The organism is Cryobacterium sp. SO2 (assembly GCF_026151165.2).
Taxonomy (GTDB): domain Bacteria; phylum Actinomycetota; class Actinomycetes; order Actinomycetales; family Microbacteriaceae; genus Cryobacterium.
In genome coordinates this window covers 1,019,763-1,043,036 of record NZ_CP117849.1, presented here as the reverse complement: position 1 = coordinate 1,043,036, position 23,274 = coordinate 1,019,763, and the positions used below count along the sequence as shown (strand labels likewise).

At 71.6% G+C, this 23,274-nt stretch carries 14 protein-coding genes; 3 read left to right on the top strand and 11 right to left on the bottom strand.

The window, feature by feature from the left end; translation table 11 throughout:
* Positions 1–57 precede the first annotated feature (57 nt).
* On the top strand, positions 58–840 hold the full coding sequence (gene map, locus BJQ94_RS04770; protein WP_265400926.1) for a type I methionyl aminopeptidase: 783 nt from the start codon (positions 58–60) through the stop codon (positions 838–840).
* On the opposite strand, the gene BJQ94_RS04765 is transcribed toward map, so the two are convergent.
* The 10 genes from BJQ94_RS04765 to BJQ94_RS04720 all read right to left on the bottom strand — a co-directional run bounded on the left by BJQ94_RS04765 (position 837) and on the right by BJQ94_RS04720 (position 19,869).
* A complete protein-coding gene (locus BJQ94_RS04765; protein ID WP_265400925.1) occupies positions 837–3,803 on the bottom strand; it encodes an FtsK/SpoIIIE domain-containing protein in 2,967 nt (988 codons plus the stop codon). The genes map and BJQ94_RS04765 overlap by 4 nt on opposite strands.
* Positions 3,804–3,913: 110 nt before the next feature.
* Positions 3,914–4,408 carry an FHA domain-containing protein gene (locus BJQ94_RS04760; protein ID WP_265400924.1) on the bottom strand — a complete coding sequence of 165 codons (495 nt, stop codon included), beginning with the start codon at positions 4,406–4,408 and terminating at the stop codon, positions 3,914–3,916.
* Between the two features lie 80 nt (positions 4,409–4,488).
* On the bottom strand, positions 4,489–6,837 hold the full coding sequence (locus tag BJQ94_RS04755; protein WP_265400923.1) for a transglutaminase domain-containing protein: 2,349 nt from the start codon (positions 6,835–6,837) through the stop codon (positions 4,489–4,491).
* Positions 6,834–8,018, bottom strand: coding sequence for a DUF58 domain-containing protein (locus BJQ94_RS04750; RefSeq protein ID WP_265400922.1), 1,185 nt, complete (start codon positions 8,016–8,018; stop codon positions 6,834–6,836). Before BJQ94_RS04750 ends, BJQ94_RS04755 begins: the two co-directional genes overlap by 4 nt.
* On the bottom strand, positions 8,008–8,988 hold the full coding sequence (locus BJQ94_RS04745; protein ID WP_265400965.1) for a MoxR family ATPase: 981 nt from the start codon (positions 8,986–8,988) through the stop codon (positions 8,008–8,010). Before BJQ94_RS04745 ends, BJQ94_RS04750 begins: the two co-directional genes overlap by 11 nt.
* A 59-nt stretch (positions 8,989–9,047) precedes the next feature.
* The gene (locus BJQ94_RS04740; RefSeq protein ID WP_265400921.1) at positions 9,048–14,981 is read right to left on the bottom strand and encodes a tandem-95 repeat protein; all 5,934 of its coding nucleotides are present in this window, start codon (positions 14,979–14,981) and stop codon (positions 9,048–9,050) included.
* Positions 14,978–16,426 (bottom strand): serine/threonine-protein kinase, encoded by a 1,449-nt coding sequence (locus BJQ94_RS04735; protein WP_265400920.1) that lies wholly within the window; start codon positions 16,424–16,426, stop codon positions 14,978–14,980. Before BJQ94_RS04735 ends, BJQ94_RS04740 begins: the two co-directional genes overlap by 4 nt.
* Positions 16,427–16,494: 68 nt before the next feature.
* Positions 16,495–17,322 (bottom strand): protein phosphatase 2C domain-containing protein, encoded by an 828-nt coding sequence (locus BJQ94_RS04730; RefSeq protein ID WP_265400919.1) that lies wholly within the window; start codon positions 17,320–17,322, stop codon positions 16,495–16,497.
* A 48-nt stretch (positions 17,323–17,370) separates the two neighbouring features.
* Positions 17,371–18,399: an FHA domain-containing protein gene (locus tag BJQ94_RS04725; RefSeq protein WP_265400918.1), complete on the bottom strand. Its 1,029-nt coding sequence runs from the start codon at positions 18,397–18,399 to the stop codon at positions 17,371–17,373.
* 42 nt (positions 18,400–18,441) lie between these two features.
* Entirely contained in the window at positions 18,442–19,869 is a 1,428-nt protein-coding gene (locus BJQ94_RS04720) for an aminobutyraldehyde dehydrogenase (RefSeq protein WP_265400917.1), read from the bottom strand.
* Between the two features lie 123 nt (positions 19,870–19,992).
* Between BJQ94_RS04720 and BJQ94_RS04715 the strand changes: the two genes are divergently transcribed.
* Both BJQ94_RS04715 and BJQ94_RS04710 read left to right on the top strand, forming a co-directional pair.
* The gene (locus BJQ94_RS04715) at positions 19,993–20,511 is read left to right on the top strand and encodes an Lrp/AsnC family transcriptional regulator (RefSeq protein ID WP_265400916.1); all 519 of its coding nucleotides are present in this window, start codon (positions 19,993–19,995) and stop codon (positions 20,509–20,511) included.
* Positions 20,512–20,522: 11 nt separating this feature from the next.
* A complete protein-coding gene (locus BJQ94_RS04710; protein WP_265400964.1) occupies positions 20,523–21,956 on the top strand; it encodes an aspartate aminotransferase family protein in 1,434 nt (477 codons plus the stop codon).
* Positions 21,957–21,980: 24 nt separating this feature from the next.
* On the opposite strand, the gene BJQ94_RS04705 is transcribed toward BJQ94_RS04710, so the two are convergent.
* The gene (locus BJQ94_RS04705; RefSeq protein ID WP_265400915.1) at positions 21,981–23,186 is read right to left on the bottom strand and encodes a DUF4192 family protein; all 1,206 of its coding nucleotides are present in this window, start codon (positions 23,184–23,186) and stop codon (positions 21,981–21,983) included.
* Positions 23,187–23,274 lie beyond the last annotated feature (88 nt).

Genomic DNA, 23,274 nt, shown 5'->3' with positions numbered 1-23,274 from the left:
GATTCTACCGGGATAATAAGACCGGTATAGTTATTGGTTCCAGCAGAAAGGCGCCGCATGATCGAGATCCTGAACCCCACCGAACTGGCCAGAGCCCGCGAGACCGGCGCCCTGGTCGGTGACATCCTGCACACCCTGAAAGGCCGTGCCGCTGTCGGCACGAACCTGCTGGACATCGACAGGTGGGCGCAGGAGATGATCGTCGCCGCCGGAGCCCAGTCCTGCTACGTCGACTACGCGCCGTCGTTCGGGCGTGGGCCGTTCGGCCACTACATCTGCACCTCCGTCAACGACGCCGTGCTGCACGGGCTGCCACACGACTACGCGCTCGTCGACGGCGACCTGCTGACCCTGGACCTCGCCGTCTCCTCCGGCGGCATCGCCGCGGACTCCGCTATCAGCTTCATCGTGGGCGCCTCCCAGCCCGCGGAGAGTCTCGCGCTCATCAGTGCGACCGAACGCGCCCTGGCCGCAGGAATCGCCGCCGCCGGCCCCGGGGCACGCATCGGCGACCTCTCCGCCGCCATCGGCGCGGTACTCAGCGCGGCGGGCTACCCGATCAACGTCGAATTCGGCGGCCACGGCATCGGTTCGACGATGCATCAGGACCCGCACGTGTCGAACACCGGGCGGCCCGGCCGCGGCTACACCCTGCGTCCGGGGCTGCTGCTGGCCTTGGAGCCGTGGGTCATGGTCGACACCGCCACACTCGTCACGGCTGCCGACGGTTGGACGCTGCGGAGCGCGACCGGCTCCCGCACCGCACACAGCGAGCACACGATCGCCATCACGGACGATGGAGCCGACATCCTCACTCTGCCCGCCTCGCTGCGCGGCTAGGGCACGGCCACCCGCCGCACGACCCCGTCCGGGCCGAGCAACCACCCGCGCGCCCGTGCCGGAGCCAGGGGCGGCGGCAGGTCACGTCGCCGTGTCACCGCGCGGAAGTCGGCAATGCTGCATCCGTCGAAGAGCACCGGAGCCACTTGGCGCAGCCCGCCCAGCAGCGCCCAATGTGCCTGCCAGGTGTCGACATCGGCCACCAGCACCGTGCCCGCCACCACCTCGGTCACCTCCAGCCGCCCGCCTGCCGACCCAGAGACCGCGCCGAGCTCGACGACAGCGTGCGCGCCCGGCGATCCCGCCGCCCGGATCGCGGCGGCCGTGCGCGCGGGCGAGCCGGCCACCACGAGCAGGGTGGATGCCGCGGCCTCGGCCAGGGCGGAGGGCACGCCGACCGGCGGATCCTCCGCGCCCGCCCGGTCGAGCCGATCCCGGTGCTCGGGTTGGAGGAGCTGGATGCGCCGGCCGCGCCAGTGGCCGCCGCCCGGCGGCAGGGTGTCGTCGTAGCCGGCGGCCGGCTCCCCGGCTGCCTGGTGCTCGTAGACCGACGGCAGGCGCAGCACCAGCCGGCTCTGGCACAGCGCCGGGAGTGCCTGCAGGGCTCCGCTGAGCCGTTGCACCGTGAGCACCAGCCGCAGCCCGCCGGCGGCTCCGTCCCGCAGCAATCCGGCGAGCAGGTCGATCGCGGCGGCCCGGTGCTCCTCCCCCCACCGTGCCAGCACCGCGTCGACATCGTCCAGCAGGAGCAGGCGACTCCGCGAGACCTGATCGGGCCGGTCGAGGTCGTTCCGGGCGCGCACCAGGGCATCCCAGGTGTTCTCCACATCGGCCGGAACCCGCGCGGCGCGGCGCGGATCCTGGGCCGCGAGCCCGGTCAGCAGTGTCGACTTGCCCGTGCCGCCGCCGCCCAGCACCAGCAGGTTGCCGTCGGCGACCGGATCGTAGCCGGCCACCCGGTAGCGCTGCCGATCCGGCTCATCGAGCAGCCCGAGCAGCAGCCCCGTCACCCGGGGGCCCGGCGCCAGCCTGGCCAGGCTGGAGGCGGTCACCAGCGGCGGCAGGGGGTCGAGCCAGGGTCGGCGCGGCGGCACCGCGGACGGGGTGGAGCGCGCCACGGCAGCCACCACGGCACGCACGTCGGCGGCGGTGGTCGTGGCCACGTGGCACGACTCCACGGCGGCGGGTCCGCGTCGCACGACGCAACGCCCCGGCAGGCCCGCGTCGAGTTCGGCCGCGGCATCCGAGCCGAGCACGGCCTGACTGTCGGCGCGGTTGTTCACCCGAAGCGACAGCCGCAGGCTGCAATTGGCCAGCAGGGCGTCCCGCACCACCCCGGCCGGCCGCTGGGTGCACAGCACCAGATGCACGCCCAACGACCGGCCCCTCGCGGCGATGTCCACGAACAGCGCGTGCAACGCCGGGAAGGCGCCCAGCATCGTCGCGAACTCGTCGACGACGATCACGAGGCGCGGCAGCCCGCCCCCGCTGCGCGGGTCGGTGACATCGCGGGCCCCGGCTTCCCGCAGCACCCGTTCCCGGTGCCGCAGTTCGGCTGCGAGGCTGGCCAGGGCCCGCATCGCCTCGTGCTCCTCGAGATCGGTGATCAGCCCGACGCAGTGCGGCAACTCCCGCAGGGGGTCGAAGGCGGCGCCGCCCTTGAAGTCGACGAGCAGGAAGGTGACCTGGTCTGGCGGGTAGCGTGCGGCCAAGGACGTCACCCAGGTGACCAGCAGTTCGCTCTTGCCGCTGCCCGTCGTGCCGCCGACGAGGGCGTGTGGCCCGTCGGCGGCGAGATCAACCTCGAGCCCGCCGCGCGCGCCCATCCCGATCACACACGCCAGCCCGCCGGATGCGTCGGCGCCGCTCTCGGGGACCCCCGGCGGCGCCGAGCAGAGCGGGGCGAAGGCGACGACCGCGGGCAAGACCGCGTCCCGGCCCACGAGTCCGGCCGCCTCCGCTTCGCGGGTGAGCACCACGCCCAGGTCGTCGACCTGCTGTTCCGCCACCAGGATCGGGGCGAAGCGCATGGCGCAGGGCCGACCGGCCAGTCGAATCATCTCCGCCTCGCCCGCCCCGTGTGCCCTCACAATGGTTCCGCACCCGGGCAGGAGTCCGGCGACGGTGTCGGCCAGCGCGATGCAGAGGCCGCCATCGGGGGTCGGGGACGAAGCCGCTGGAGTGGTCGGCAGGTCGGACTCCACGACGGTGAGCCGCATGGCCGCTGTCGTCGCGTGATGTGGTGTCGCGGGGCTGTGCGGCAGCCGGGCCGCCCAGGCCCAGTGCTCGGCGGCGGGAACGCTCAGACTGACGGTTCGGGGGCTGAGCTGGCCGACGAGCTGCACCACCAGGCTGCGCGCGAGCGAGCGCACAACCACGGCGGGTCCGACGAGCCCGATGCCGCCGGCCGGGTCGACCGTGATCGGGGCGGAGGTCAGCTGTGCGGCGCGGGCCCGCAGCGCCCGGTGTTCGGCGGCGTCCCCGCCCTCCACCCGGAGCCCGCTCGGTGCGGGCCCGCCACCGAGCACGACGGTCACCGGTGCCGGGTCCGCCCAGCGGCCCGGGTCATCCAGTGTGCCCAGCAGGCGGTGCACGGAGGGCGCGGCTGACCAGGCGGTCCGGTGGAGTCCGGCCAGGCGTTGGTCCACCTGCTCCTCGGCCGCGGTCATCGCCAGGGCGTACTCCGCGGTGTCCCGGCGTCGCTGCCTGGAGGTGGAGCGTCTGCCGTCCAGGAGCCCTGCGACGGCGATCACCGGGCTGAGCGCAGCGAACACGAGTACCAGCGCGGAGCCGGTGATCCACCAGATCACGCCGGCGGCCACGAGCGGCGCCACGCAGGCGATCACCGGGAAACCGGGCCTGGCCGGCGCGACGGGACGGGCCGGCAACCGGATCGGGTCCGGCTCGATCATCGCGGCATCGGTCAGCGCGGGCGGGGCGGGCGGTGGAGGGGCGGAGGTCATGACCCTACTCCAGCCGACGTCATCGGGACCCACGGCCCGGCCGGCCAGCCGGTGGACACCGGCGTGCGCTGGGCCCTGTGGAGGAGAGGTGCTGTGGTGGAGCGGCGCTGCTAGAGCACGACGAAGAACTGGTCGCCGATTTCGACGCGAGAGCCGCGTGCCACCAGGTAGCGACGCCCGGGTTCACACCGCACGGCATCGGCAGGTGCCCGGCGCACGACGGTGCCGTTGCCGGAGAAGCGGTCGTTCACCCAGAACTCGCCGTCGTGCTGGCCGAATTCCAGGTGGCTCTTCGACACCGACATGCCCAGGTCGGTGATCTGGATGAGGTGGTCGAACCGTTCGGCGGGCTGCGGCAGGGGCCGGCGTCCGATGAGGCCGGTTCCGCGTACTGACACGGTCTCACCCGTGCTGAACTGCAGCGTGTACCGGGCCCGTTCGACCGCGGCAGGCGGCACGGTCGGCTCGGGGGCCCCTGCTGCGGCAGCGGCGGCGCGGCTCTCGTCGACCGGCCAGAGCGGCACGGAGATCACGGTGGATTTCGGCGGTAGCGGCTGGATGATGGTGGTGTCGCTCGGCCGGGGATCGGCCCTCTTGCGGGTCATCGGGGTGGCGGTCGTCGAGCTGCCACAGCCGCCGCAGAACATGGCGCCCTGCGGAAGGTGCGCGCCGCAAATCTGGCAGTTCACAAGCTCAGTCCCTTCCTGCTCCCGCCAGCTCCCCTCAGCGTGCCAACCTGGCGACCGTCCCGCCCGGTCGTCCTCTTAGCGTACCGACCGAATGACCGCAGCGAGACGGCGGCGCGCAGCCGGTCGCGGCGGGTGCTCGCGGCCGCGAAGCTGGCGCGCAGTTCCCGCACGGACACCCAGATGTCGTCAGGGTCGGTCTCGGCGACGCCGTTCGGTGCGAAAGCGGCCCGGTCGACGGCGGCGGCCAGCCACTCGGCGCGCACGCCGCCCACCGACCGGGACAGCTCGGCGCGCGTCGCCCCGCCGTCGCTCATGATGCCGTGGTCGGTCGCGCTGTCGGCGAATTCCTGCCAGCCACCGATGATGCGGGTCAGGGGCAGGCTCGCCCGTCGCCGCCGCCGTCGCCGCCACGCCTTGGCAGCGACGATGGCCAGGAATGGTGCCAGCAGGATGCCCAGTCCCGCCAGGGTCCACGCCGCAACGGTGAGCCAGAGCCGCACCGCGTCCCAGAACGGGTCATCGGCCGGTGCCGGGTCGCTGGTGCTGAGCTCCGGCGGAACCTGGTCGACCTGCTCGTCGGTATCGGGGATGGGCGGCGGAAGCACGGTCTGCGGGCGTGCGGCCGGGGTGAGGTCGTTCGGCTGCGGGTCGGGGATGTCGCGCGCGGCGGGGGTGGGATCCAGAGCCACCCAACCGTCGTCCTGGGTCTGAATCTCGATCCAGGCCGAGACGTCGGCGCCGGTCACCTCGACGGTGCTTCCGGCCGTTGTGGGCGCAAAACCCATCACAACCCTGGCTGGAAAGCCGATCTGGCGCGCCATCAGCGCGGCCGTCACGGCGTATTGCTCCGCATCGCCCAGCATGGGCTGCGCGGCGAGCAGCTGGCTGATGCGGTCGGCGCCGTGCCCCGACCGGCTCACCGGTTCGTCGGCCGCGCCGTGGCTGACGTACCCGCTCGCCGCGAGGCCCTCGAGCATGGCCTGCAGGGCCTGGCCCTGGCTGTCCCCCGGGCTCAGGTAGCCGGCCAGGGTGTCTTCGAGCCCGTCGGGCAGCACCCCGATGGGCGGCAGCACCGCGGTACCGGGCCGGGCATCGGCCAGGTCGGCGGCCAGCTCATCGGCACTGGCGGGCAGCACTGTGGTGAGCGTGTAGCTGTCACCCCTGCCGAGGCCGGCAACGACGGCCCCGGTGCCGCCGAGGTCGTTATAGACGAATGACTCGGACAGCGCCGGGGCGTCGTCCCCGCCGAAGTCGATCTGCTCGAGGGCCCCGACGCCGGGCACCCAGACGCCGGAGTACGCCTCGATCGTGACGGACAGCGTCACCTCCTGCCCAGGAACCGCACTCTGGTCGAGGCGGTACGGCAGCCTGGTGAAACTGCCGGAGTCAGCGCCGGCGCCGGCCGCGTCGACGGTTCCGACGGAGTAGACCACGCCGTCGTAGTCGTCGAGGGTGGCCAACCGGATGCGGCCGCCCGCCGGCAGCCCGGTCACGTCGAAGAGCACGGTGTCGGCGAGATCGGGCTGCAGGTAGGCGCGGAAGGAGCTGAGCGGACTCGGGTAGGCCCTGGCGTCGAACGGGGCCACGACCCTGGTGCGCAGCACGTCCCTCGCCGCCGTCGGGGGCAGGGCGCCAGCAGCCATGCTGCCGACAGCGGCGGCTACCAGCAGCGCCGCCGCGGCGATCCCGACGGACCGCACGGCGCCGGCCCGTCTGTCGGCGCGAGGCACCCGGGCCGGGCCCGTGAGTACGATCTGGCGGCGGCGCCTGCGACTCAGGTTGAGCCCGAGCAGCCACACCACGAGAACAGTGAACAGGCCGAGACCCACGAGCGTCGGGGCCTCCGCGATGCTCGGCCCCAGGGCGATTCCGGCCAGGAACAACACGATGGGCGCCAGCAGGGCGAACTCGGCAACGGCGGCGCGCAGAGCGACGGAGAGTGCGATCACGCTCGTGAGCAAAACCAGGATCAGCGCCGGCACGAGCAGGGCCTGGTAGTCGCCGACGGGAAGGACGATGGTCACGAGCTGCTTCCAGGCGAGGGCTGTCGCCGGCAGCAGCTCGGCCAGTCCGGCCGCGCTGGGCAGCACACCGAACAGGGCCAGCCCCGGAACGGCCAGCGGCACCCCCACGACGAGATACGTGCCGATCGTGACCGACCCCACCAGCCAGGCCGGCCAGCGGAAGAGCGCCCCGGCGATGGCGATGGCGCTGCCGAGCAGCGCGGCGACGGCGACGAGCAGCACGAAGGCGCCGCTCTGGTAGACCGGCCACAGCGTGCCGGCGGCCACGGCGGTCGCCACCAGCACGGCGACGGTATTGCCCAGGACGAAGCCGGCCCTCATGAGGCCACCCCGCGCGCCAGGGTCTGGCGCAGGTCGTCGAGGAAACCGATGGTGATCAGGCTCAGCGCACCCGCCCGGCGCAGGCCCGGCTGGGCGCCAGGGTCGCACAGGACGCCGACGACCTCGACGCCGAGCGGGAACCCCGCTGCGCAGGCGCGCAGGGCGGCCACGGTCGTCGTCGACCCGCAGAGCAGGAAGACCACGGAGAGCCCGGCGACCGACCGGGCGGCCTGCCGCGACAACTCCCGCAGGCCTGCCGCGCCGTCGGCGAGGTCGACGCCGCTGAGATCGTCGAGGAGTCGTGCGGGGGTCACCGTCGTGAGCTCGCGGGCATCCGCCAGCACCGACACCGTGCGCGCATCCCGGATCGCCCGGATCCCCAACGACCCGGCCACGCTCACGGCCAGTTCGAATTCGTCATCGGTGGCGAAGTCCGCGTGCGCCTGGCTGAGCGCGATGAGCAGGTGGCTGCGCCGGGTCTGTTCGTACTGACGCACCATGAAGCGGCCGGTCTTGGCCGTGCTCTTCCAGTGGATGCTGCGTCGGTCGTCGCCGGGCTGGTACTCGCGCAACGCGTGGAAGGCGATGTCGCTCGAGGTGAGGTCGCGGGTGGGCTGGCCCTCGAGGTCGCGCACGAAGCCCTGGCTCATGCTCGGGATGGCGATGGTGCGCGGGTGCACGAAGAGGTCGATGCGCTGGGCGAGCACAGTCTCGCGGCGCACGAGTCCGACCGGGTCGGCCCGCACGGCGTGCACGGGTCCGATCGGGATGATCCCGCGGCGGATCGTGGGCACGACGAAGACGTCGTCGGTGCTCGCGTGCGGTGCGAGGGAGGGAATCGGGAACTCCGCCAGACCCGACCCGACAGGAACCTGCACGCTCACGCCGGCCAGGCGCCGGCCGGTCGGGTTCTGCACGTCGACCTGCCCTGGCACGGTCTCGCCCACGACGACGCGGTCGATGGGCACGCTGAGGGTGATCGTGTGCACGGTGCGGCCGAGCAGGTGCGCCAGCGCGATCAGCATCAGCGCGGCAGCGGCCCAGCCGACAACGGTCAGTTCGGCCCAGCCCAGACCGTAGCCGGCCACGAGCAGTGCCACGGCGAGGGCGGCAACACTCCAGCCGAGCGGCGTCACCGCAGTCGGAAGGCGTGCCGCGGGAAGACGGGTTCTAGAGGACATCCGCGCGGTGGTCCTCCCCGCCGCGGGGCGGCACGGTCTCGACCAGGATCCGGCCGATCACGCTCGACGCGGTGACACCGTCGAACTCGGCCTCAGCGTCGAGAAGCAGCCGGTGGGCGAGCACGGGTTCGGCGAGCGCCTTCACGTCGTCGGGGATCACGTAGTGCCGGCCCTGGGCGGCCGCGAAGGTCTTGGCGGCGCGGATGAGCGCGAGGGCGCCGCGCACACTCGCGCCCAGGCGCACCTCGGGGCTACTGCGGGTCGCATCGACGAGCCTGGCCACGTAGTCGTTGATGGTCGCGTCGACGAAGACGGTGCGGGCGAGCGCGGCGACCTCCACGACGGATTCGGCCGAGAGCACCGGGGCCACCAGGGTGTCGTGGGCCCGGCGGCTCGCGCCCTCGAGGATCCGCACGGTGGCGGCCTGGTCGGGGTAGCCGATCGAGGTCTTCATCAGGAACCTGTCGAGTTGAGCCTCCGGGAGCCTGTAGGTGCCGGCCTGCTCGATGGGATTCTGCGTGGCGATCACCATGAACGGCCCGGCGACGGCGTGGGTGACACCGTCCGCGGTGACCTGGCCCTCCTCCATCACCTCGAGCAACGCCGACTGCGTCTTGGGGCTGGCCCGGTTGATCTCGTCTGCGAGCACGATGTTGGCGAACACCGGGCCCCGGTGGAACTCGAATCCGTTGGTGCGCTGGTCGTAGATGCTCACCCCGGTGATATCGCCCGGCAGCAGGTCCGGGGTGAATTGCACCCGGCTGCTGGTTCCGCGCACGCTCTGCGCGATGGCGCGGGCGAGCGAGGTCTTCCCGGTTCCCGGCACGTCCTCCAGCAGCAGGTGTCCCTCGCTGAACAATGCGGTGAACGCCAGCCGGATCACATGCTGCTTGCCGAGCACGACGTCTTCGACGCCGCGGACGAGGCGGTCGAAGAGGGTCTTGAACTGGGCGGCTTCCTCGGCTGTCATAGCGGCGGGCACGGTGGATGCGCCGCTGGCGGCCGGGCTCACACGATCGGGGGTCAGGGTCATGGTGTGGTCGCTTTCGTGGGGATCGGGCGGGAGTAGTCCCAGGAATGGCCGTCGACGGTGACGGTGAGCAGTACGGTGCCGGTCTCCGGCAGGGGTGCGGGCAGGGTGCAAGTGGTGCTGGTGTCCGCTGCTGTCGGTTCGGACGCACCGGAGCCCGCCCGGCAGGCGAAGGTCACCGGCAGCCGGCCGTTCGCGGGGGCGTCGGTCCAGGAGAACCGGCCGGCCACCGCGTCGTACTCGAGCCCGGTGACGGTGAAGTCCACCGACGGCTCCGGCGCGGTGGTCGTGGCCGACCAGGGCCCGCAGGAGCCCCAGGCCGTGCAGGCCTGCAGCTGGAATCCGACGGCGGATCCGAACGGTAGATCGAGCAGTTCCCGCGGCCAGATCGACCCGGTGAATTCCTGGCCGGCTCCCTGGCCGGCGCCGGAGCGGATGTTGTAGTGATCGACGCCGGTCGACGGCCGCACGGCGCTCAGCCGGTAGTCCCAGGCGTCGCCGCGCTGTTCCATGCCGCCGACCACCTCGCCCACCGCACCGGGCGCCGGGCGCACCAGCACCGTGGCCACGGCGCTGACCGTGCAGCCGGCCCGGTTGTACCCCCAGACCACGAACGAGTAGGTGCCGTCGTCGGCGAGCAGGCCGTCGAAGACCGCGCTGCGGGCATCGGCCGGGGCGGTCTGCTGGTCGAGCACCACCCCGCCCTGGCGCGGTGCCGTGACGGTGCCGGGCGCTGGCATCGACACCGAACAGGCCTGGGCGCCCGTCGGCACAGTATCGCCGCTGATCCGCTGCACGTAGTAGCCGCCGACGGCGTCACCCTGGTCGGCGAAGCCCGCCCACTGAACCGTCACGGCGCCGCTGGCGTCTTCGGCCGTCGCCGTGATCGTGCCGGCCTGGGCGGGGCCGTACGGCTGTCCGGAGCCGGTCGCGGCGTTCCAGGTGGACAGCGCGGGGTAGGCGTCGTTGCGGGCGCTGACGGCATACGCCACGCTGACCCCGTTGCCGAGGCCGGTCACCCGCAGGCTGCACCTGTCGGCGTCGCAGAGCGGCCCGTCTGCGCTCACCTCGTTCTGCGCGACACCGCCAACCGTCACCTGATAGCCCCGGATGTCGGTGCCGCCGCCCCGGGGCGTCACGACATTCCAGCCCAGCAGCAGGCCGCCGTCGAGGGGAGCAGCGGTGAGCCCGGTCGGCGCCGACGGGATGACGTCGCTCCAGACGGGGTCGGGCAGGGTCGCGGCCCGCGATTCGCCGAGCGCGTTCCGCGCGGCCACGCTCACCCGCACCGCCCGGTCCTGCCCGTTGCCGGGGGTCGACACCGTACAGGAGGTGGCGGCGCAGACCGTGCTCCCGACGCCCTGCCCGGACGCCGCGTCGACCAGGGTGATGGAATAGCCGGTGACCGGCGAGTTGTTGGCGGCCCCGGGGTTGAAGGCGACCCTGATCGTGCCGTCGCCGAAGCCGGTGACGGCCAGCCCGGTGACCGGGTCCGGCACATCCTGCACCGACACGCGCACGGTGCCCCAGGTGTACCGGTCGGGGTCGTTGGTGGCGTCGGCCACCTGGTACTGCAGGGTGACGTCCGCCGGCAGGGCGCCGTCGGCCACGCTCACGCTCAACCGGCTGTTGTCCGCGCTGGGAGTGATCGAGACGCCGTCAGGCAACGCGGCCTGGTCGAGGCCCCGCACGCCCACGACGCGCAGCGGCACGGCCGGGAACGGGTTGGCGGCGCCGTCGTTGGCGAGCACGTCGATGACGGTGGTCTGTCCGCGCGGCGCCACGGCCGCATCCGTCGCCGGAACGGCCAACGGCCGGGTGGAGGCGACGACGGCGAGTTGGATGCGGCCGGCCGCGCCGTCGCTGAGATCGTCCCGCACACCGATAGTGATGGCGCCCACGCTGCCGGTGGGCGAGTCGCTGAGGGCGCGCACGGTGAGTTCGCTGCCCGTGAGGGAGTAGTCGAATCCGGTCGGCTGGGGGTCGAGCACCGTGTAGACCAGCTCGTCGCGGTCCTCCGGGTAGGGATAGGAGGTGAGTCTGGCCAGGTCGACGACCTTGGTCTGGTCCGGTTCCACGTCGATGAGCGCGCCGTCGAAGGACGGCGGCTGGTTCTCCCGCGGGGTGACGGTGATCGGCAGCACGATGGTGGCCGTGCGGCCGGCCGGGTCGGCGACCTCGAAGGAGATCGAGGCCGGCCCGAAGTACTGGTCGGCGCTCGTGAACACGAGAGTGCCGTCTCCGACGGTCAGACCGGCGCCGTTGGCGTGCGTGGCCCGCACGGTGTTCCGGTCGGTGAGCTGCACCGGGTTGTCGCCGACGGCCACGACGTAGTCGTTGATGTCGATGGTGAGGGTGGCCTCGCTCGCCACGACGAGAGCCGGCGCCCCCGCTCGCTGCTGCGGCAGGGCGTCGTCGGTGCCCGGCACCCAGACGAACGCGTATGCCACGATGCCGGCGTCGTCCGGGTGGGTGACGCTGAACGGGATGATCTGACTGGACCGGGTGACGGTGACCCGGATGCGCTGGGTCTCGGTGACCGTCGCGGCGGGGCTGCCCGCGTTGCCGGGCAGCACGGCCAGATCGAGGGTACGCGCCGACCCCTCGGCGAAGAACACCCTGGCCAGCACGTCCACGTCGACGCTGCTGCGGCCGAGCACGTCGGAGAGCGTCAGCCGTGTGTCCTGGGCCTCGGGGTACGCCCGGGGGGCGTCAGCGGCCACGACGACGGTGAGGAACGCCGAGCCGGTGCCGCCGCGTTCATTCGCGATGTCGTAGACGAAGCCGTACCTGCCCGGCGCGGCCGGCGCGTTCACCACGATCACGTCACCGTCCACCGTCGCGGCGCCGGCCGTCGACGCGGTGGCACCGGCGGCCCCGCCGGCGCCGGCCTCGACGGCGGTGATGGTCAAGGCGCCGCCGTCGGGGTCGGAGTCGTTACCGAGCACGCGCACCGAGACGCGGGTGTAGGGCCGCACTGTGACCTCGTCGGCCACGGCCACGGGGTTGCGGGCGCCGTCCGGGCGCGGGCTGATACCCACGCGCACGGTTCCGACGGCCCGGGCGCCGAGAGCGTCGATGACGGCGTAGGTGAAGGTGTCGGTGCCCGCCGAATAGTCGCCGGCGCGGTAGGTGAGCGAGTCGGCGTCTGCCGCGGTGACGGTGCCCTTCTCCGGGTTGGTCTCCTGCCCGAGCAGTTGCACCGAGTCGCCGTCAGGGTCGATGCCCACCCGGGAGATCGGGATCCGCACGGTGTCGCCGGCCAGGACCCTCGCCGTGACCGTCGGGGGCTGCGGCGGATTGTTGCTGGCCGGGTCGGCTTCCCGCACCGAGATGCGTACCTCGGCGTTGGCGAACTGTCCGTCTGGCGCGTCGACCCTGTACACCGCGGTGAAGTTGCCTGGGCTTTCGGGCGCGAGGTAGCGCAGCACCCGGCCGGAGGCGAAGAGCAGTCCGGCCCCCTCCGGTAGCGGGGTCGACAGGGTGGGGTCGAGCGTGAGCGGGTCGCCGTCCGGATGCTCGTCATTGGCGAGCACCGGGATGTCGATGGTGTCGCCCACCCTCACCGACACAGTGTCCGGCGCGGCGACGGGCGCCTGTCTGGTCGTGGCCGCGGGGATCTCGATGACGGTCACGGTGCCGGTGGCGACGGCCAGGCCGTTGCTGATCGTGTAGTCGAAGCTGCTCCGGCCGGACTCGAGCGGGCTGGTCAGCGTGACCCGGATCAGGTGCTGGTCGAGGATTTCGACGGACATGCCGGCCGGAACGTTCTGGCTGTCCGTGACCAGCAGCACTCCGCCTGCCGGATCGAAGTCGGTGGCCAGGACGTCGACGATGGTGGCCTGCTGCACCCTGAGGAACGCCGTGTGCGGCACGGTGACGGGCCGGCCGGAGCTGTCCGGTGCGGGCACGACATCCACCCGGATCAAACCGGTGCCGGTGGCCGCGCCGTCGGTGACGGAGTACTCCAGGTAGTGCACCCCGACGGTGTCGCTGGCGAAGAGGAAGGTACCGGCGGCGAAGTCTGCGGTGATAGTCGTGTCTGGCTGGGCCGGTACGGCGGCCAGGCGGAGCGTGCCGGAGCCCCCGCGGGCGTGCTCGAGCGGGGAGACGGTGATGCCGGCGCCCGCTGTGGCGCGGACGGCGAAGGCGTCGGCGACGATCGGCACGGTTCCGGCCGGCAGCACCGTGACGGTGAGGGTGCCAGCGCCGGTGAGGGTGCCGTCGGAGACGATCAGGCCCACTTGGCTGTCGGCGCTGCCGTCGCCGGCATCCGTGAACAGCACGCCGCCCGCCGGTGTAGCGCCGGCGGTGTCGGGGGCCATGGCGGTGGCGGAGACGAGATAGAACGGGTCGCCGTCGGGGTCGACCCAGTCGCCGAGCACCTGGCTGTCGACGCGCCCGCCGGCTTCAACGGTGGCCCGGGTCTGGCGCAGCTGCACGGGGGCGCCGTTGTCGTCCGCGGCGCGGACCGTGACCGTGACGGTGGCGGATGCGCTCCCGCCGCGCCCGTCGGAGATCGTGTAGTCGACGACGATGGTCCCCGTGGCCTCCGGGGTGAGGGTGAGCTGCAGTTGTTGGTTGTTCGCGACCAGGTCGATCCGGCCCTGCGCCGCCTCGGGCTGGCCGGCGCTGTCGATCACCAGGACGTCGTTGTTGGCGTCGTAGTCGTTCAGCAGCACCGGCAGTGTGGTCGCCCGGCCGGGCCGTGCGCCGAAGTCGTCGTCGACGGCCACAGGCGCCACCTGGGTGTCTTCGTACTCCGGCGCGGTGTCGTCGGTGGCCGCGGTCGTCTCCTGCTCGGCGGAGACGGGCGCAGCGAAGTCGTCCCAGTTGTCGATCACCCGGTTGTCCTGTTGCACGTTCCAGGTGGTGCCGGTGCGGGAGTCGTTCAGCAGCAGCCGGCCGCCGTTCTGCCGGAACTGCAGGCTGGCGTCGCCGGAGAGACCGGCGAGGGTGGCGGTGCTGCCGGCCGGTGAGCCGGTGCCGCAGGCCTGCCAGGCCGTGCCGTCCGCCCAGGCGGCATAGACGCAGTCCCCCGCTGTGGCGGGCACTGCGGGCACGGCACCAGGCAGGTCTGACGCGCCGAGCAGCTCGGTCACGTCGCCGCCCGTGGTGGGTACGGCGAGCAACCCGGTGCGGTGGGCGACGAGGATCCGGTCGCCCGTCGCCGCGGGTTCCTGGAGCTCCGGGTCAGCCAGGGGCAGGCCGGTTCCGCTGCCGGCCGAGAGGTCCACGGCGGCGCCCGGCAGGTGCAGGATGCCCGTGGTCACGTTGAGCACCGCCCAGGTGCCGTTCACCTGGCTGAGTTGGTAGGAGTCGTCGGGGTCGCCGGCGGCGACAGTCGTGGTCGACGCTATCGAACCGGTCTGGCCGGAGTCGATGCGGGCGAGGACGCCGGTGGCGGGGGTGAAGGCGATCAGGACCCCGGCCGGGTCGAGACTGACCAGGGTGCCGGCCCCGAGCGCCAGCCCGGGCTCGCTGGTGCTGTCGAACGTGGCCAGGTCGGCTGTCGGCATCGTCCAGAGGTCGCCGTCGGCCGAGATCACCGCGAGGTCACCGGCCACCCGCACCTCCGGCGCATCCGGCGGCAGGGCGACAGTATCGGCGACCGTGGCCGTGGCCGGGTCGATGAAGCCGAGGGTGCCGGTGCCGCCGTCGACGAGGAGCACGGTGGCGCCGTCCTGCACGACGGCCGCCGTGGCGGATTCGACGGGTACTGCCGTGTTCAGTTCGTCGATCTGAGTGTTGACCCGACCCACCAGCTGCCGGGTCTCGCTGGCCACCCACACGGCCGCGTCTCCCAGATCGATCTTCTGAGCGGTGTACCCGGAGGAGACCACGGCGACGGTGATCACGAGCGCGGTGACCAGGGTGCCGCCGGTGATGGTCGCGGCCGTGGAGCGGTGCGCGGCCAGCCAACGGCGGATCATCCGACGTCCACGGCCGGGTCGACGCATTTCTCGGCGCTGGGCGCGCCGGTGCGTCCGTCGCGGTTGACGCTCACGGTGATGCAGACGGCATCCGTCGCTCCGTCAGTCGTCTGCACGGTGAAGTCGGTGCCGCGTTGGATACTGCTCTCCCCGCCGGCGAGGCTGACGACGTAGGAGTCCCCCGCGGCCAGGCCGGGGTCGCTCCAGCTGAACACGATGGTGCCGTCCCCTGCGCGTCCGGCCACATCGCTCACCCGGGGCAGCCCGGCGGTGCCGGTGGCGGCGCCCGACAACAGCGGTGCCACCAGCAGGCCGCCGGCAACGGCGCCGGCCAGGAACAGGCCGGCCCCGCCGAGGGCGAGCAGAGTACGCCGGCGCGGACGGGACACCGAGCGGGACAGCGCGCGAGCACGCGGCCCGGTTGGGGCGGCGACGGGCGCGGCGAATGCCGAGTGCTGCCGTCCGCCTGCAGCCGGGGGCCGGCGTTGGCGGCGGGCCGGTTGCGCGTCTATGGTCTGGAGTCCGGTAATGCGGGTCTGGTCGGCGGCGTCGCCGGCTGCCTGCGCTTCCCACTGCGCTGTGGCCAATTCCACCGGGGTCTGGGCCAGCCCCAGCTCGGCCTCGACCGACTGCAGCTCGCGGATGAGTTCGAGCGCGCTGGCCTGGCGGCGCTCGGGCTTCTTGGCCAGCGCCCGGGCGAGCACGAGCTCCAGCCGCGCGGGAACGTCACTGCGGCCGATGGCGGGCAGCGGGTCCCGGGCGATGCGGGACATCAACTGGACGGGGCTGGCGGCCTCGCCCTGGCGTTCGAACGGCGACCGGCCGGCCAGCAGCGTGTACAGCGTCGCGCCGAGCGACCAGACCTCGGCGGCCACCGAGCCGGCGGACTCGTCGTGCAGGATCTCGGGGGCGGACCAGGGCACCGACAGGCCGACGGCCTCGGTGTGCTCGGCCTCGCCGAGGGTCGCCGCGATGCCGAAGTCGGAGAGCACCGGATGCCCGTACGCGGTGGTCAGGATGTTGGACGGCTCGATGTCGCGGTGCAGCACGTCGGCGCGGTGGGCGGTCTCCACGGCGCTGGCGATGGTGACGCCGATGCGCAGCACCTCGGAGACGGGCAGCCGGCCGGAGCGGTAGCGGCCGTCCAGGGCGTTGGAGCAGTACTCCATCACCAGGTAGGGGCGGCCGTCGGCCGAGATCCCGGCCTGGTACACCGTGAGAACGGCGGGGTGTGCGCTGAGCTGGGCCATCAGGTTCGCTTCGGCCTGGAAGAGCTGCCGCACCGGATCGCTGACCACCTCGGCCAGGAGCACCTTGATCGCCACCTGGCGGCGGGGCAGGTTCTGCTCGTAGAGGAACACATCGGCGAAGCCGCCGGAGCCCAGCGGGCGCAGATAGGAGAAGCCGGGCAGCGCCGGGGGCAGTGACGGCGGTCGTGCTGCCATGTCGCCTCCCCCTGGTTCGTGTCTGCCGGTCGTCGCGGGACCGGATTGCCTGTGTGCCGGCCGGCCGCTCAGCCGCCGGGCGTGTCCAGTTCGTTCAGATCGTCGACGCTCAGCACGTCGAGCACGATCGCGGTCACGTTGTCCCGGCCGCCGTTCTCCAGGGCCGCGGTCACGAGCGCCGCCACGGCGTCCGCGGCCAGCGGGTTCGACATCAGGAAATGCCGGATCCCGTAGGCGGTCAGCTCCTTGGTGAGCCCGTCTGAGCAGACCAGGATGCGCTGGCCCGGGTGGAGCGGCAGGATGCGGTAGTCGGGCACGGGCGGCTCGTGGAATCCGACCGCCCGGGTGATGACGTTGCCGTGCGGGTGCACATCGGCTTCTTCGCGGGTGATCCGGCCGGCGTCGACGAGCTCCTGCACCACGGAGTGGTCGATGGTGACCTGCTCGAGCACGCCGTTGCCCAGCTGGTAGACCCTGGAGTCGCCGATGTTGAACGAGATCAGCTGCGGCGCATCCGACACGATGGCCAGGGCGACGCCGGTGACGGTGGTGCCGGTGCCGAGGTCGGTGACGCCTTCGCCGGCCTTCATATCGGCGACAGCAAGGCCCAGGGCGAGGTTGATGGCTTCGGCGGTGATCGTCTGGCCCGAGCCGGCGGCCGTGTCTGCGGCCTCGGCCAGCCTGGTGACGACGGCGTTGCTGGCCACGTCGCCCGCTGAGTGGCCGCCCATGCCGTCTGCGACCGCGAACACGGGCGATCGGGCCACCAGGCTGTCTTCATTGACTTCGCGGCGGTGGCCGACATCGGTGAGTGAGGCCCAGGCGAGGGTGACGGATTTCTTCACCGCGGGGAGCGCGATCGTGTGGCTGAGTGAGCCTTGACCTATCTGGGTCACGGGTGGTGCCTTCCGAAGACGAACGTGCGGCAACGCAGCGAACGACGGTCAGCCCGCTGGAAGTATCTCGATCAGGTTACCGTCCCCGATGTCCACCGTCGTACCGGGCAGCACTGTGAGCGACGCTCCCGAGCGCAGCCGTTGGGTGCGCCCGAGGGTGAATCGCACCAGCGTGCCGTTCGTGGAGCCGAGGTCGGTAAGCACAACGGCATCGCCGTCCTGACGGATTTCGAGGTGGTTGCCGGAGACGACGGCGCTGGGTGAGGACACTTCCACCAGCTCGAGTCGTTCCCCGGTCAGGATGCGCCTGGCCCGCGGGCTGCGCCCGATCCGGTACACCCTGTCGAGCCTGAGGTCCTCGCCGGTGGCGAGCCGGATGCCGTAACGGCCGGGTTCGGCGGCGTCGGGGACGGCAGTTGCGGCGGGCCCGACGGGAGCGGGCGCGGCGACGCGAGCGGCGGCCGGCCGGGCGGCGCCCTCGATCCGCTGCAGCACCACGGTGTCGTCCACGATCCGGCGTGGCCGCAGGATGGTGTCGCCTGCGTCGGCGGGGAGGCCGGCGACCGACCAGTACAGGGTGTCGCCGGCGTCGATGCCCACGGCGCAGACGGTTCCGGAGCCGAGCCTGTCGGCCCGGGTACCGGAGGCGAGCGGGGAGCCGATCACGAGCCCGGTCACGGCCTGGAACTCGGCGAGCAGCCAGGGCCGGATGTTGCGGTCGGTGAACCGGCGGGAGCCGCCGATCGAGAAGACATCGATCGCGAGGGCGCCGCGCACCACGGCGTGCACCGGGATGCCGTCGTGGGGAATGCCGTCGGCGTCGGCGTCATCCCCGTCGCGGCGAGCGCCCGGCACGATCACGGCGAAGGAGGCGACTTCGTGCGGCCCGGCCAGGGGGATCAACTCCACCAGCGACTCGATCGCCACATCCGGTTCGGCGGCCAGGGCGTGCAGGGCCGCGACGGTAGGGCTCTGCGTGCCGGCCGGCACCACGGCCAGGAACCCGCGCCCCACCACGAAGGTCCACTCCGCGCGCTCCCCCGGTGCCGTTTCGCACCCGACCCGTCCCAGTTGCATCCGGCTCCTTCGTTCCTTCGATGCTAGACCCGCACCGAGGGCTCAGCCGATATAGCTCATCACATGCTTGATGCGGGTGTAGTCCTCGAACCCGTACATCGACAGGTCCTTTCCGTACCCGGAGTGCTTGAACCCGCCGTGCGGCATCTCGGCGACGATCGGGATGTGGGTGTTGATCCAGACGCAGCCGAAGTCGAGCCGTTTGGCCATCCGCATGGCCCGCCCGTGGTTGCTGGTCCAGACGGATGACGCCAGTCCGTACTGCACGTCGTTGGCCCAGGCCAGCACCTGCGCTTCGTCGGTGAAGCGCTGGACGGTGATGACCGGGCCGAAGATCTCCCGCTGCACGGCCTCGTCAGTCTGGCGAAGGCCGCTCACCACTGTGGCCTCGTGGAAGTACCCCGTGCTGCCCTGCCGGTGGCCGCCGAGCTCGATCACGGCGTGGTCGGGCAGCCGGTCGATGAACCCGGTCACCTGGGCCAGCTGGTTCTGGTTGTTCACCGGGCCGAACAGGATGCCGGTCTCGCTCGGCGCGCCTGTGCGGGCGTTCTGGGCGGCGTGGGCGGCGAGCGCCGCCACGAACTCGTCGTGGATGCCCTCCTGCACGAGCACTCTGGTGGCCGCCGTGCAGTCCTGGCCGGCGTTGAAGAACCCGGCGGCGGTGATGCCCGCGACGGCCTGGGCGATGTCGGCGTCGTCGAAGACGATCACGGGGGCCTTGCCGCCGAGCTCGAGGTGCACTCGCTTGAGATCTGAGGCTGCGGCCTTGGCCACCTCCATGCCGGCCCGCACCGAGCCGGTGATCGAGACGAGCTGGGGGATGGCGTGGTCGATCATCGCGGCCCCGGTGCTGCGGTCGCCCATCACGACGTTGAGCACCCCCGGCGGCAGGAACTCGGCGGCCACCTCTGCCAGCAGCAGGGTGGCGCTCGGGGTGGTGTCAGAGGGCTTGAGCACAGTGGTGTTGCCGGCGGCGAGCGCGGGGGCGAACTTCCACACGGCCATGTTGAGCGGGTAATTCCATGGCGTGACCTGGCCGACGACGCCGATCGGTTCGCGGCGGATGAAGGAGGTATGGTCAGTCATATACTCGCCGCCGCTGCGGCCCTCCAGCACCCGGGCGGCGCCGGCGAAGAACCGGATCTGGTCGACGGACACCAGGATCTCGTCGTCGACGAGGGTGCTGCGCGGTTTGCCGGTGTCCTGGGATTCCGCGTCCGCGAATTCCTCTGCCCTGGCCTCGACGGCGTCGGCGATGCGGAACAGGGCGAGCTGGCGTCCGGCGGGGGTGGAGTCGCCCCAGCCCTCGAATGCCGTGGCGGCGGCCGTGAACGCGGAATCCACATCCGCGGCCGTGGACACCGGGCTGGTGCCGTAGCTCTGCTCTGTGGCCGGATCGATGAGGTCGATGGTGGTCGCCGAGGTGGACTCGACGTACTCGCCGTTGATGAAGTTGCGAAGTGCGCTCATGCGCGCCAGCCTAGCTGGCTGCGAAGCGTGGAACCAGAGCGCAGCCATGGGAATCCGTTGTGAAACTATCGTTTCACGACTGATTCACTTGCCGCGTCGCAGGTTGACTGCCACAATCGTGTGATGAGCAGCAATGGACGCGGCAGTGCGGGCAAACCGGGCAGTGCCGGCAAAACGGGCAGTGCCGGCAAAACGGCGCAACTGGACGAGGTGTCCAAGAAGATCATCGAACAGCTCCAGGTCGACGGTCGGCGCTCGTACGCTGAGATCGGCAAGGCCGTCGGGCTCAGCGAGGCCGCCGTGCGCCAGCGGGTGCAGAAGCTCACCGAGGCCGGAGTCATGCAGGTCGTGGCGGTGACCGACCCGATGCAGCTGGGTTTCTACCGGCAGGCCATGATCGGCATCCGCGCCACCGGCGACACCCGCGTGCTGGCCGATCAGCTCGCCGAGATCCCCGCCGTCGACTACGTGGTGCTCACGGCCGGCTCCTTCGACATCCTGGCCGAGGTGGTCTGCGAGAACGACGACGAACTGATCGCCCTGCTCAACTCACAGATCCGCCTGCTTGAGGGGGTCGTCTCGACCGAGACCTTCGTCTATCTCAAGCTTCACAAACAGTTGTACAACTGGGGAACACGGTAACCGAGATGACCATGACAGAACGCTCCGAACAGGCGCAGAACTCCGGCCCCCGCGTCTACAGCGACGCCGAGAACGCCGAGCTGCAGAAGAAGGCCAAGGACCACCTCTGGATGCATTTCGCCCGCCAGTCGGTCATGGAATCGGGCCCAGGCGTACCCATCATCACCAAGGGCCTGGGCCATCACATCTGGGACTCGACGGGCAAGCAGTACATCGATGGCTTGAGCGGCCTGTTCGTGGTGAACGCCGGGCACGGCCGCAAGCGCCTCGCCCAGGCGGCGGCGGCGCAGGCTGAGGAGCTGGCATTCTTCCCGCTCTGGTCGTACGCGCACCCCAGCGCCATCGAGCTCGCCGACCGGTTGGCGGAGCAGGCGCCGGGCGACCTCAACCGGGTGTTCTTCTCCACCGGCGGCGGCGAGGCCGTCGAGACCGCCTTCAAGCTGGCGAAGTACTACTGGAAGCTGCAGGGCCGCCCCACCAAGCACAAGGTGATCTCGCGCTCGGTCGCCTACCACGGCACCACGCAGGGCGCGCTGGCCATCACGGGCATCCCGGCGCTCAAGGAGATGTTCGAGCCGGTCACCCCCGGCGGGTTCAGGGTGCCGAACACCAACTTCTACCGCGCAGACGAGATGGGCTCAGGCCACGGCGACGACGTGGAGGCGTTCGGGCTGTGGGCCGCGAACCGCATCGAGGAGATGATCCAGTTCGAGGGCCCGGAGACCGTGGCCGCGGTGTTCCTGGAGCCCGTGCAGAACTCCGGCGGCTGCTTCCCGCCGCCTCCCGGCTACTTCAAGCGGGTGCGCGAGATCTGCGACCAGTACGACGTGCTGCTGGTGGCCGACGAGGTCATCACGGCGTTCGGACGGATCGGCAACATGTTCGCATCGACGACCTTCGGGATCGAACCGGACATGATCACCTGCGCCAAGGGCATGACCAGCGGGTATTCGCCGATCGGCGCGACCATCATCAGCGACCGCATCTACGAACCGTTCAAGCACGGCGACACCGCCTTCTATCACGGCTACACCTTCGGCGGCCATCCGGTCTCCGCGGCGGTGGCGCTGGCGAACCTCGACATCTTCGAGGAGGAGAAGCTCAATGAGAACGTGCGCGAGAACTCCCCGGTGTTCCGGGCAGAGCTCGAGAAGCTTCTGGCCCTGCCGATCGTGGGCGATGTGCGCGGCGAGGGGTACTTCTTCGGCATCGAACTGGTCAAGGACAAGACCACCAAGGAGACCTTCAGCGACGACGAGTCCGAGCGGCTCCTGCGCGGCTATCTCTCCGGGGCACTGTTCGAGGCTGGGCTCTACTGCCGAGCCGACGACCGCGGCGACCCGGTGGTGCAGCTCGCCCCGCCCCTGACCATCGGGCCCGCCGAGATCCGCGAGATCGGCGACATCCTCTACGGCGTGCTGTCGGAGGCGCCCAAGCACCTCTAACAGCATCGCCGGTCGCGGGCACCGCTAGTCGGCGGGCACCGCGAACGCCCACTCCGGCAGGTGCCCGCTACCGAGCACCTGCAGGAGCAGCAGCGCCATCCCATAGTCGGCGTCGATATCGAGGGCGGTGTCGATGTAGATCCCGGCGACCGACCCCTGGCCCAGCGCCCAGCTCAGCCAGGCCAGCATGCACAGCGGTGCGGGCCTGGCCGATCGCGGCGCCATGGCGACGAGCAGCTTGAGCAACCGGATGGCGCGGTCGATGCGCTCGGGGTCCGGCCGGTCACGGCTCATGCCGAGCATCAGATCGCCGGTGGTGGGCATCGATTGCTCGAACGCCCGGCCGGCCGCCATGTCGGCTTCGACCAGGTCGTCCATGCTCAGGCCGGTTTCCCGTTGCCGTCTGGCATAGTGCCGGTTCAGCGCGTGGCTGCGCAGTCCCTCCTCACGGCCGAAGGCGAACTGCAGCATCATCTGGTCGCGGGTGGCCGGACCCTGCATGAGGAACAGCAGCGCGGCGACCTCGTCGATGCCGAGGTCGGCGGGGTTCAGGCCGAGCACGGTCTCGGCGGTGCCGACGGGGTCGAGCATGTCGCCGACCATCTCCACCAGCTCGGGGATCGGGCCCATGTCGGGACCGAGCCGCTGGTAGCGCGCCAGCCGCCTGGCACAGCGCTCCCGGGTGGCCAGATCCACCCTGGGCAGTTCCGCGCCGGTGTGCAGCCGCGCGAGTTCACGGCGGGCGTCGCCGGGGACGTCCTGGTTGACTGTCGAGTCCGCGATCTCGCGCAGCGGATGCCTGCGCGCACGGCCCCCGGCCGCGTCGGCTTCCAGGTAAGACGCCCAGCCGTCTGCGGCCACGCACAGGGCGTCCCGCACGAGGAAACCGGACTGGCCCGCTCGGTGCCGGATCGCGGCGAGGAACGGTCCGTGCGGCAGTCCGGCGGCCGTGAACGGGTCGTCACCGATCGCATCCGCCGTGTAGACGACGGGCACGAGGGCGTCAACGCCCGGGATCTTGCATAGCGTGCCGAGCAAGGTGCCGGCGATGCGGCGCAGGTCCTGGGCGCCGGCGTCGACCGGCGGCAGGTTGAACCGGAGGGCACCGCAGGTGCGGTTGCCACGGAACGCGACAAGCACCAGGCTGCGTTCGGGCAGGAACCCGACGAGTTGGGGCACGAGGGCGAGGAAATCCTGGGGAGTCGGAGTCTTCACGATTGTCTTCTGCATGCGCCCCAGAGTGCGCCGGAGCCGTCGACGGTGCCGGTGGGCAACCGAGGTTGTGCAGAACCGCGCTCGCGGCGCCCTGTGCAGGGCG

What these genes read in the sequence shown, in the direction of transcription:
- BJQ94_RS04710 (WP_265400964.1), top strand. Translation starts at nt 20,523, where the DNA reads ATGACAGAACGCTCCGAACAGGCGCAGAACTCCGGCCCCCGCGTCTAC.
- BJQ94_RS04745 (WP_265400965.1), bottom strand. Translation starts at nt 8,988, where the DNA reads ATGACAGCCGAGGAAGCCGCCCAGTTCAAGACCCTCTTCGACCGCCTC.
- map (WP_265400926.1), top strand. Translation starts at nt 58, where the DNA reads ATGATCGAGATCCTGAACCCCACCGAACTGGCCAGAGCCCGCGAGACC.
- BJQ94_RS04765 (WP_265400925.1), bottom strand. Translation starts at nt 3,803, where the DNA reads ATGACCTCCGCCCCTCCACCGCCCGCCCCGCCCGCGCTGACCGATGCC.
- BJQ94_RS04720 (WP_265400917.1), bottom strand. Translation starts at nt 19,869, where the DNA reads ATGAGCGCACTTCGCAACTTCATCAACGGCGAGTACGTCGAGTCCACC.
- BJQ94_RS04755 (WP_265400923.1), bottom strand. Translation starts at nt 6,837, where the DNA reads ATGAGGGCCGGCTTCGTCCTGGGCAATACCGTCGCCGTGCTGGTGGCG.
- BJQ94_RS04735 (WP_265400920.1), bottom strand. Translation starts at nt 16,426, where the DNA reads ATGGCAGCACGACCGCCGTCACTGCCCCCGGCGCTGCCCGGCTTCTCC.
- BJQ94_RS04760 (WP_265400924.1), bottom strand. Translation starts at nt 4,408, where the DNA reads ATGACCCGCAAGAGGGCCGATCCCCGGCCGAGCGACACCACCATCATC.
- BJQ94_RS04740 (WP_265400921.1), bottom strand. Translation starts at nt 14,981, where the DNA reads ATGATCCGCCGTTGGCTGGCCGCGCACCGCTCCACGGCCGCGACCATC.
- BJQ94_RS04750 (WP_265400922.1), bottom strand. Translation starts at nt 8,018, where the DNA reads ATGTCCTCTAGAACCCGTCTTCCCGCGGCACGCCTTCCGACTGCGGTG.
- BJQ94_RS04715 (WP_265400916.1), top strand. Translation starts at nt 19,993, where the DNA reads ATGAGCAGCAATGGACGCGGCAGTGCGGGCAAACCGGGCAGTGCCGGC.
- BJQ94_RS04705 (WP_265400915.1), bottom strand. Translation starts at nt 23,186, where the DNA reads ATGCAGAAGACAATCGTGAAGACTCCGACTCCCCAGGATTTCCTCGCC.
- BJQ94_RS04725 (WP_265400918.1), bottom strand. Translation starts at nt 18,399, where the DNA reads ATGCAACTGGGACGGGTCGGGTGCGAAACGGCACCGGGGGAGCGCGCG.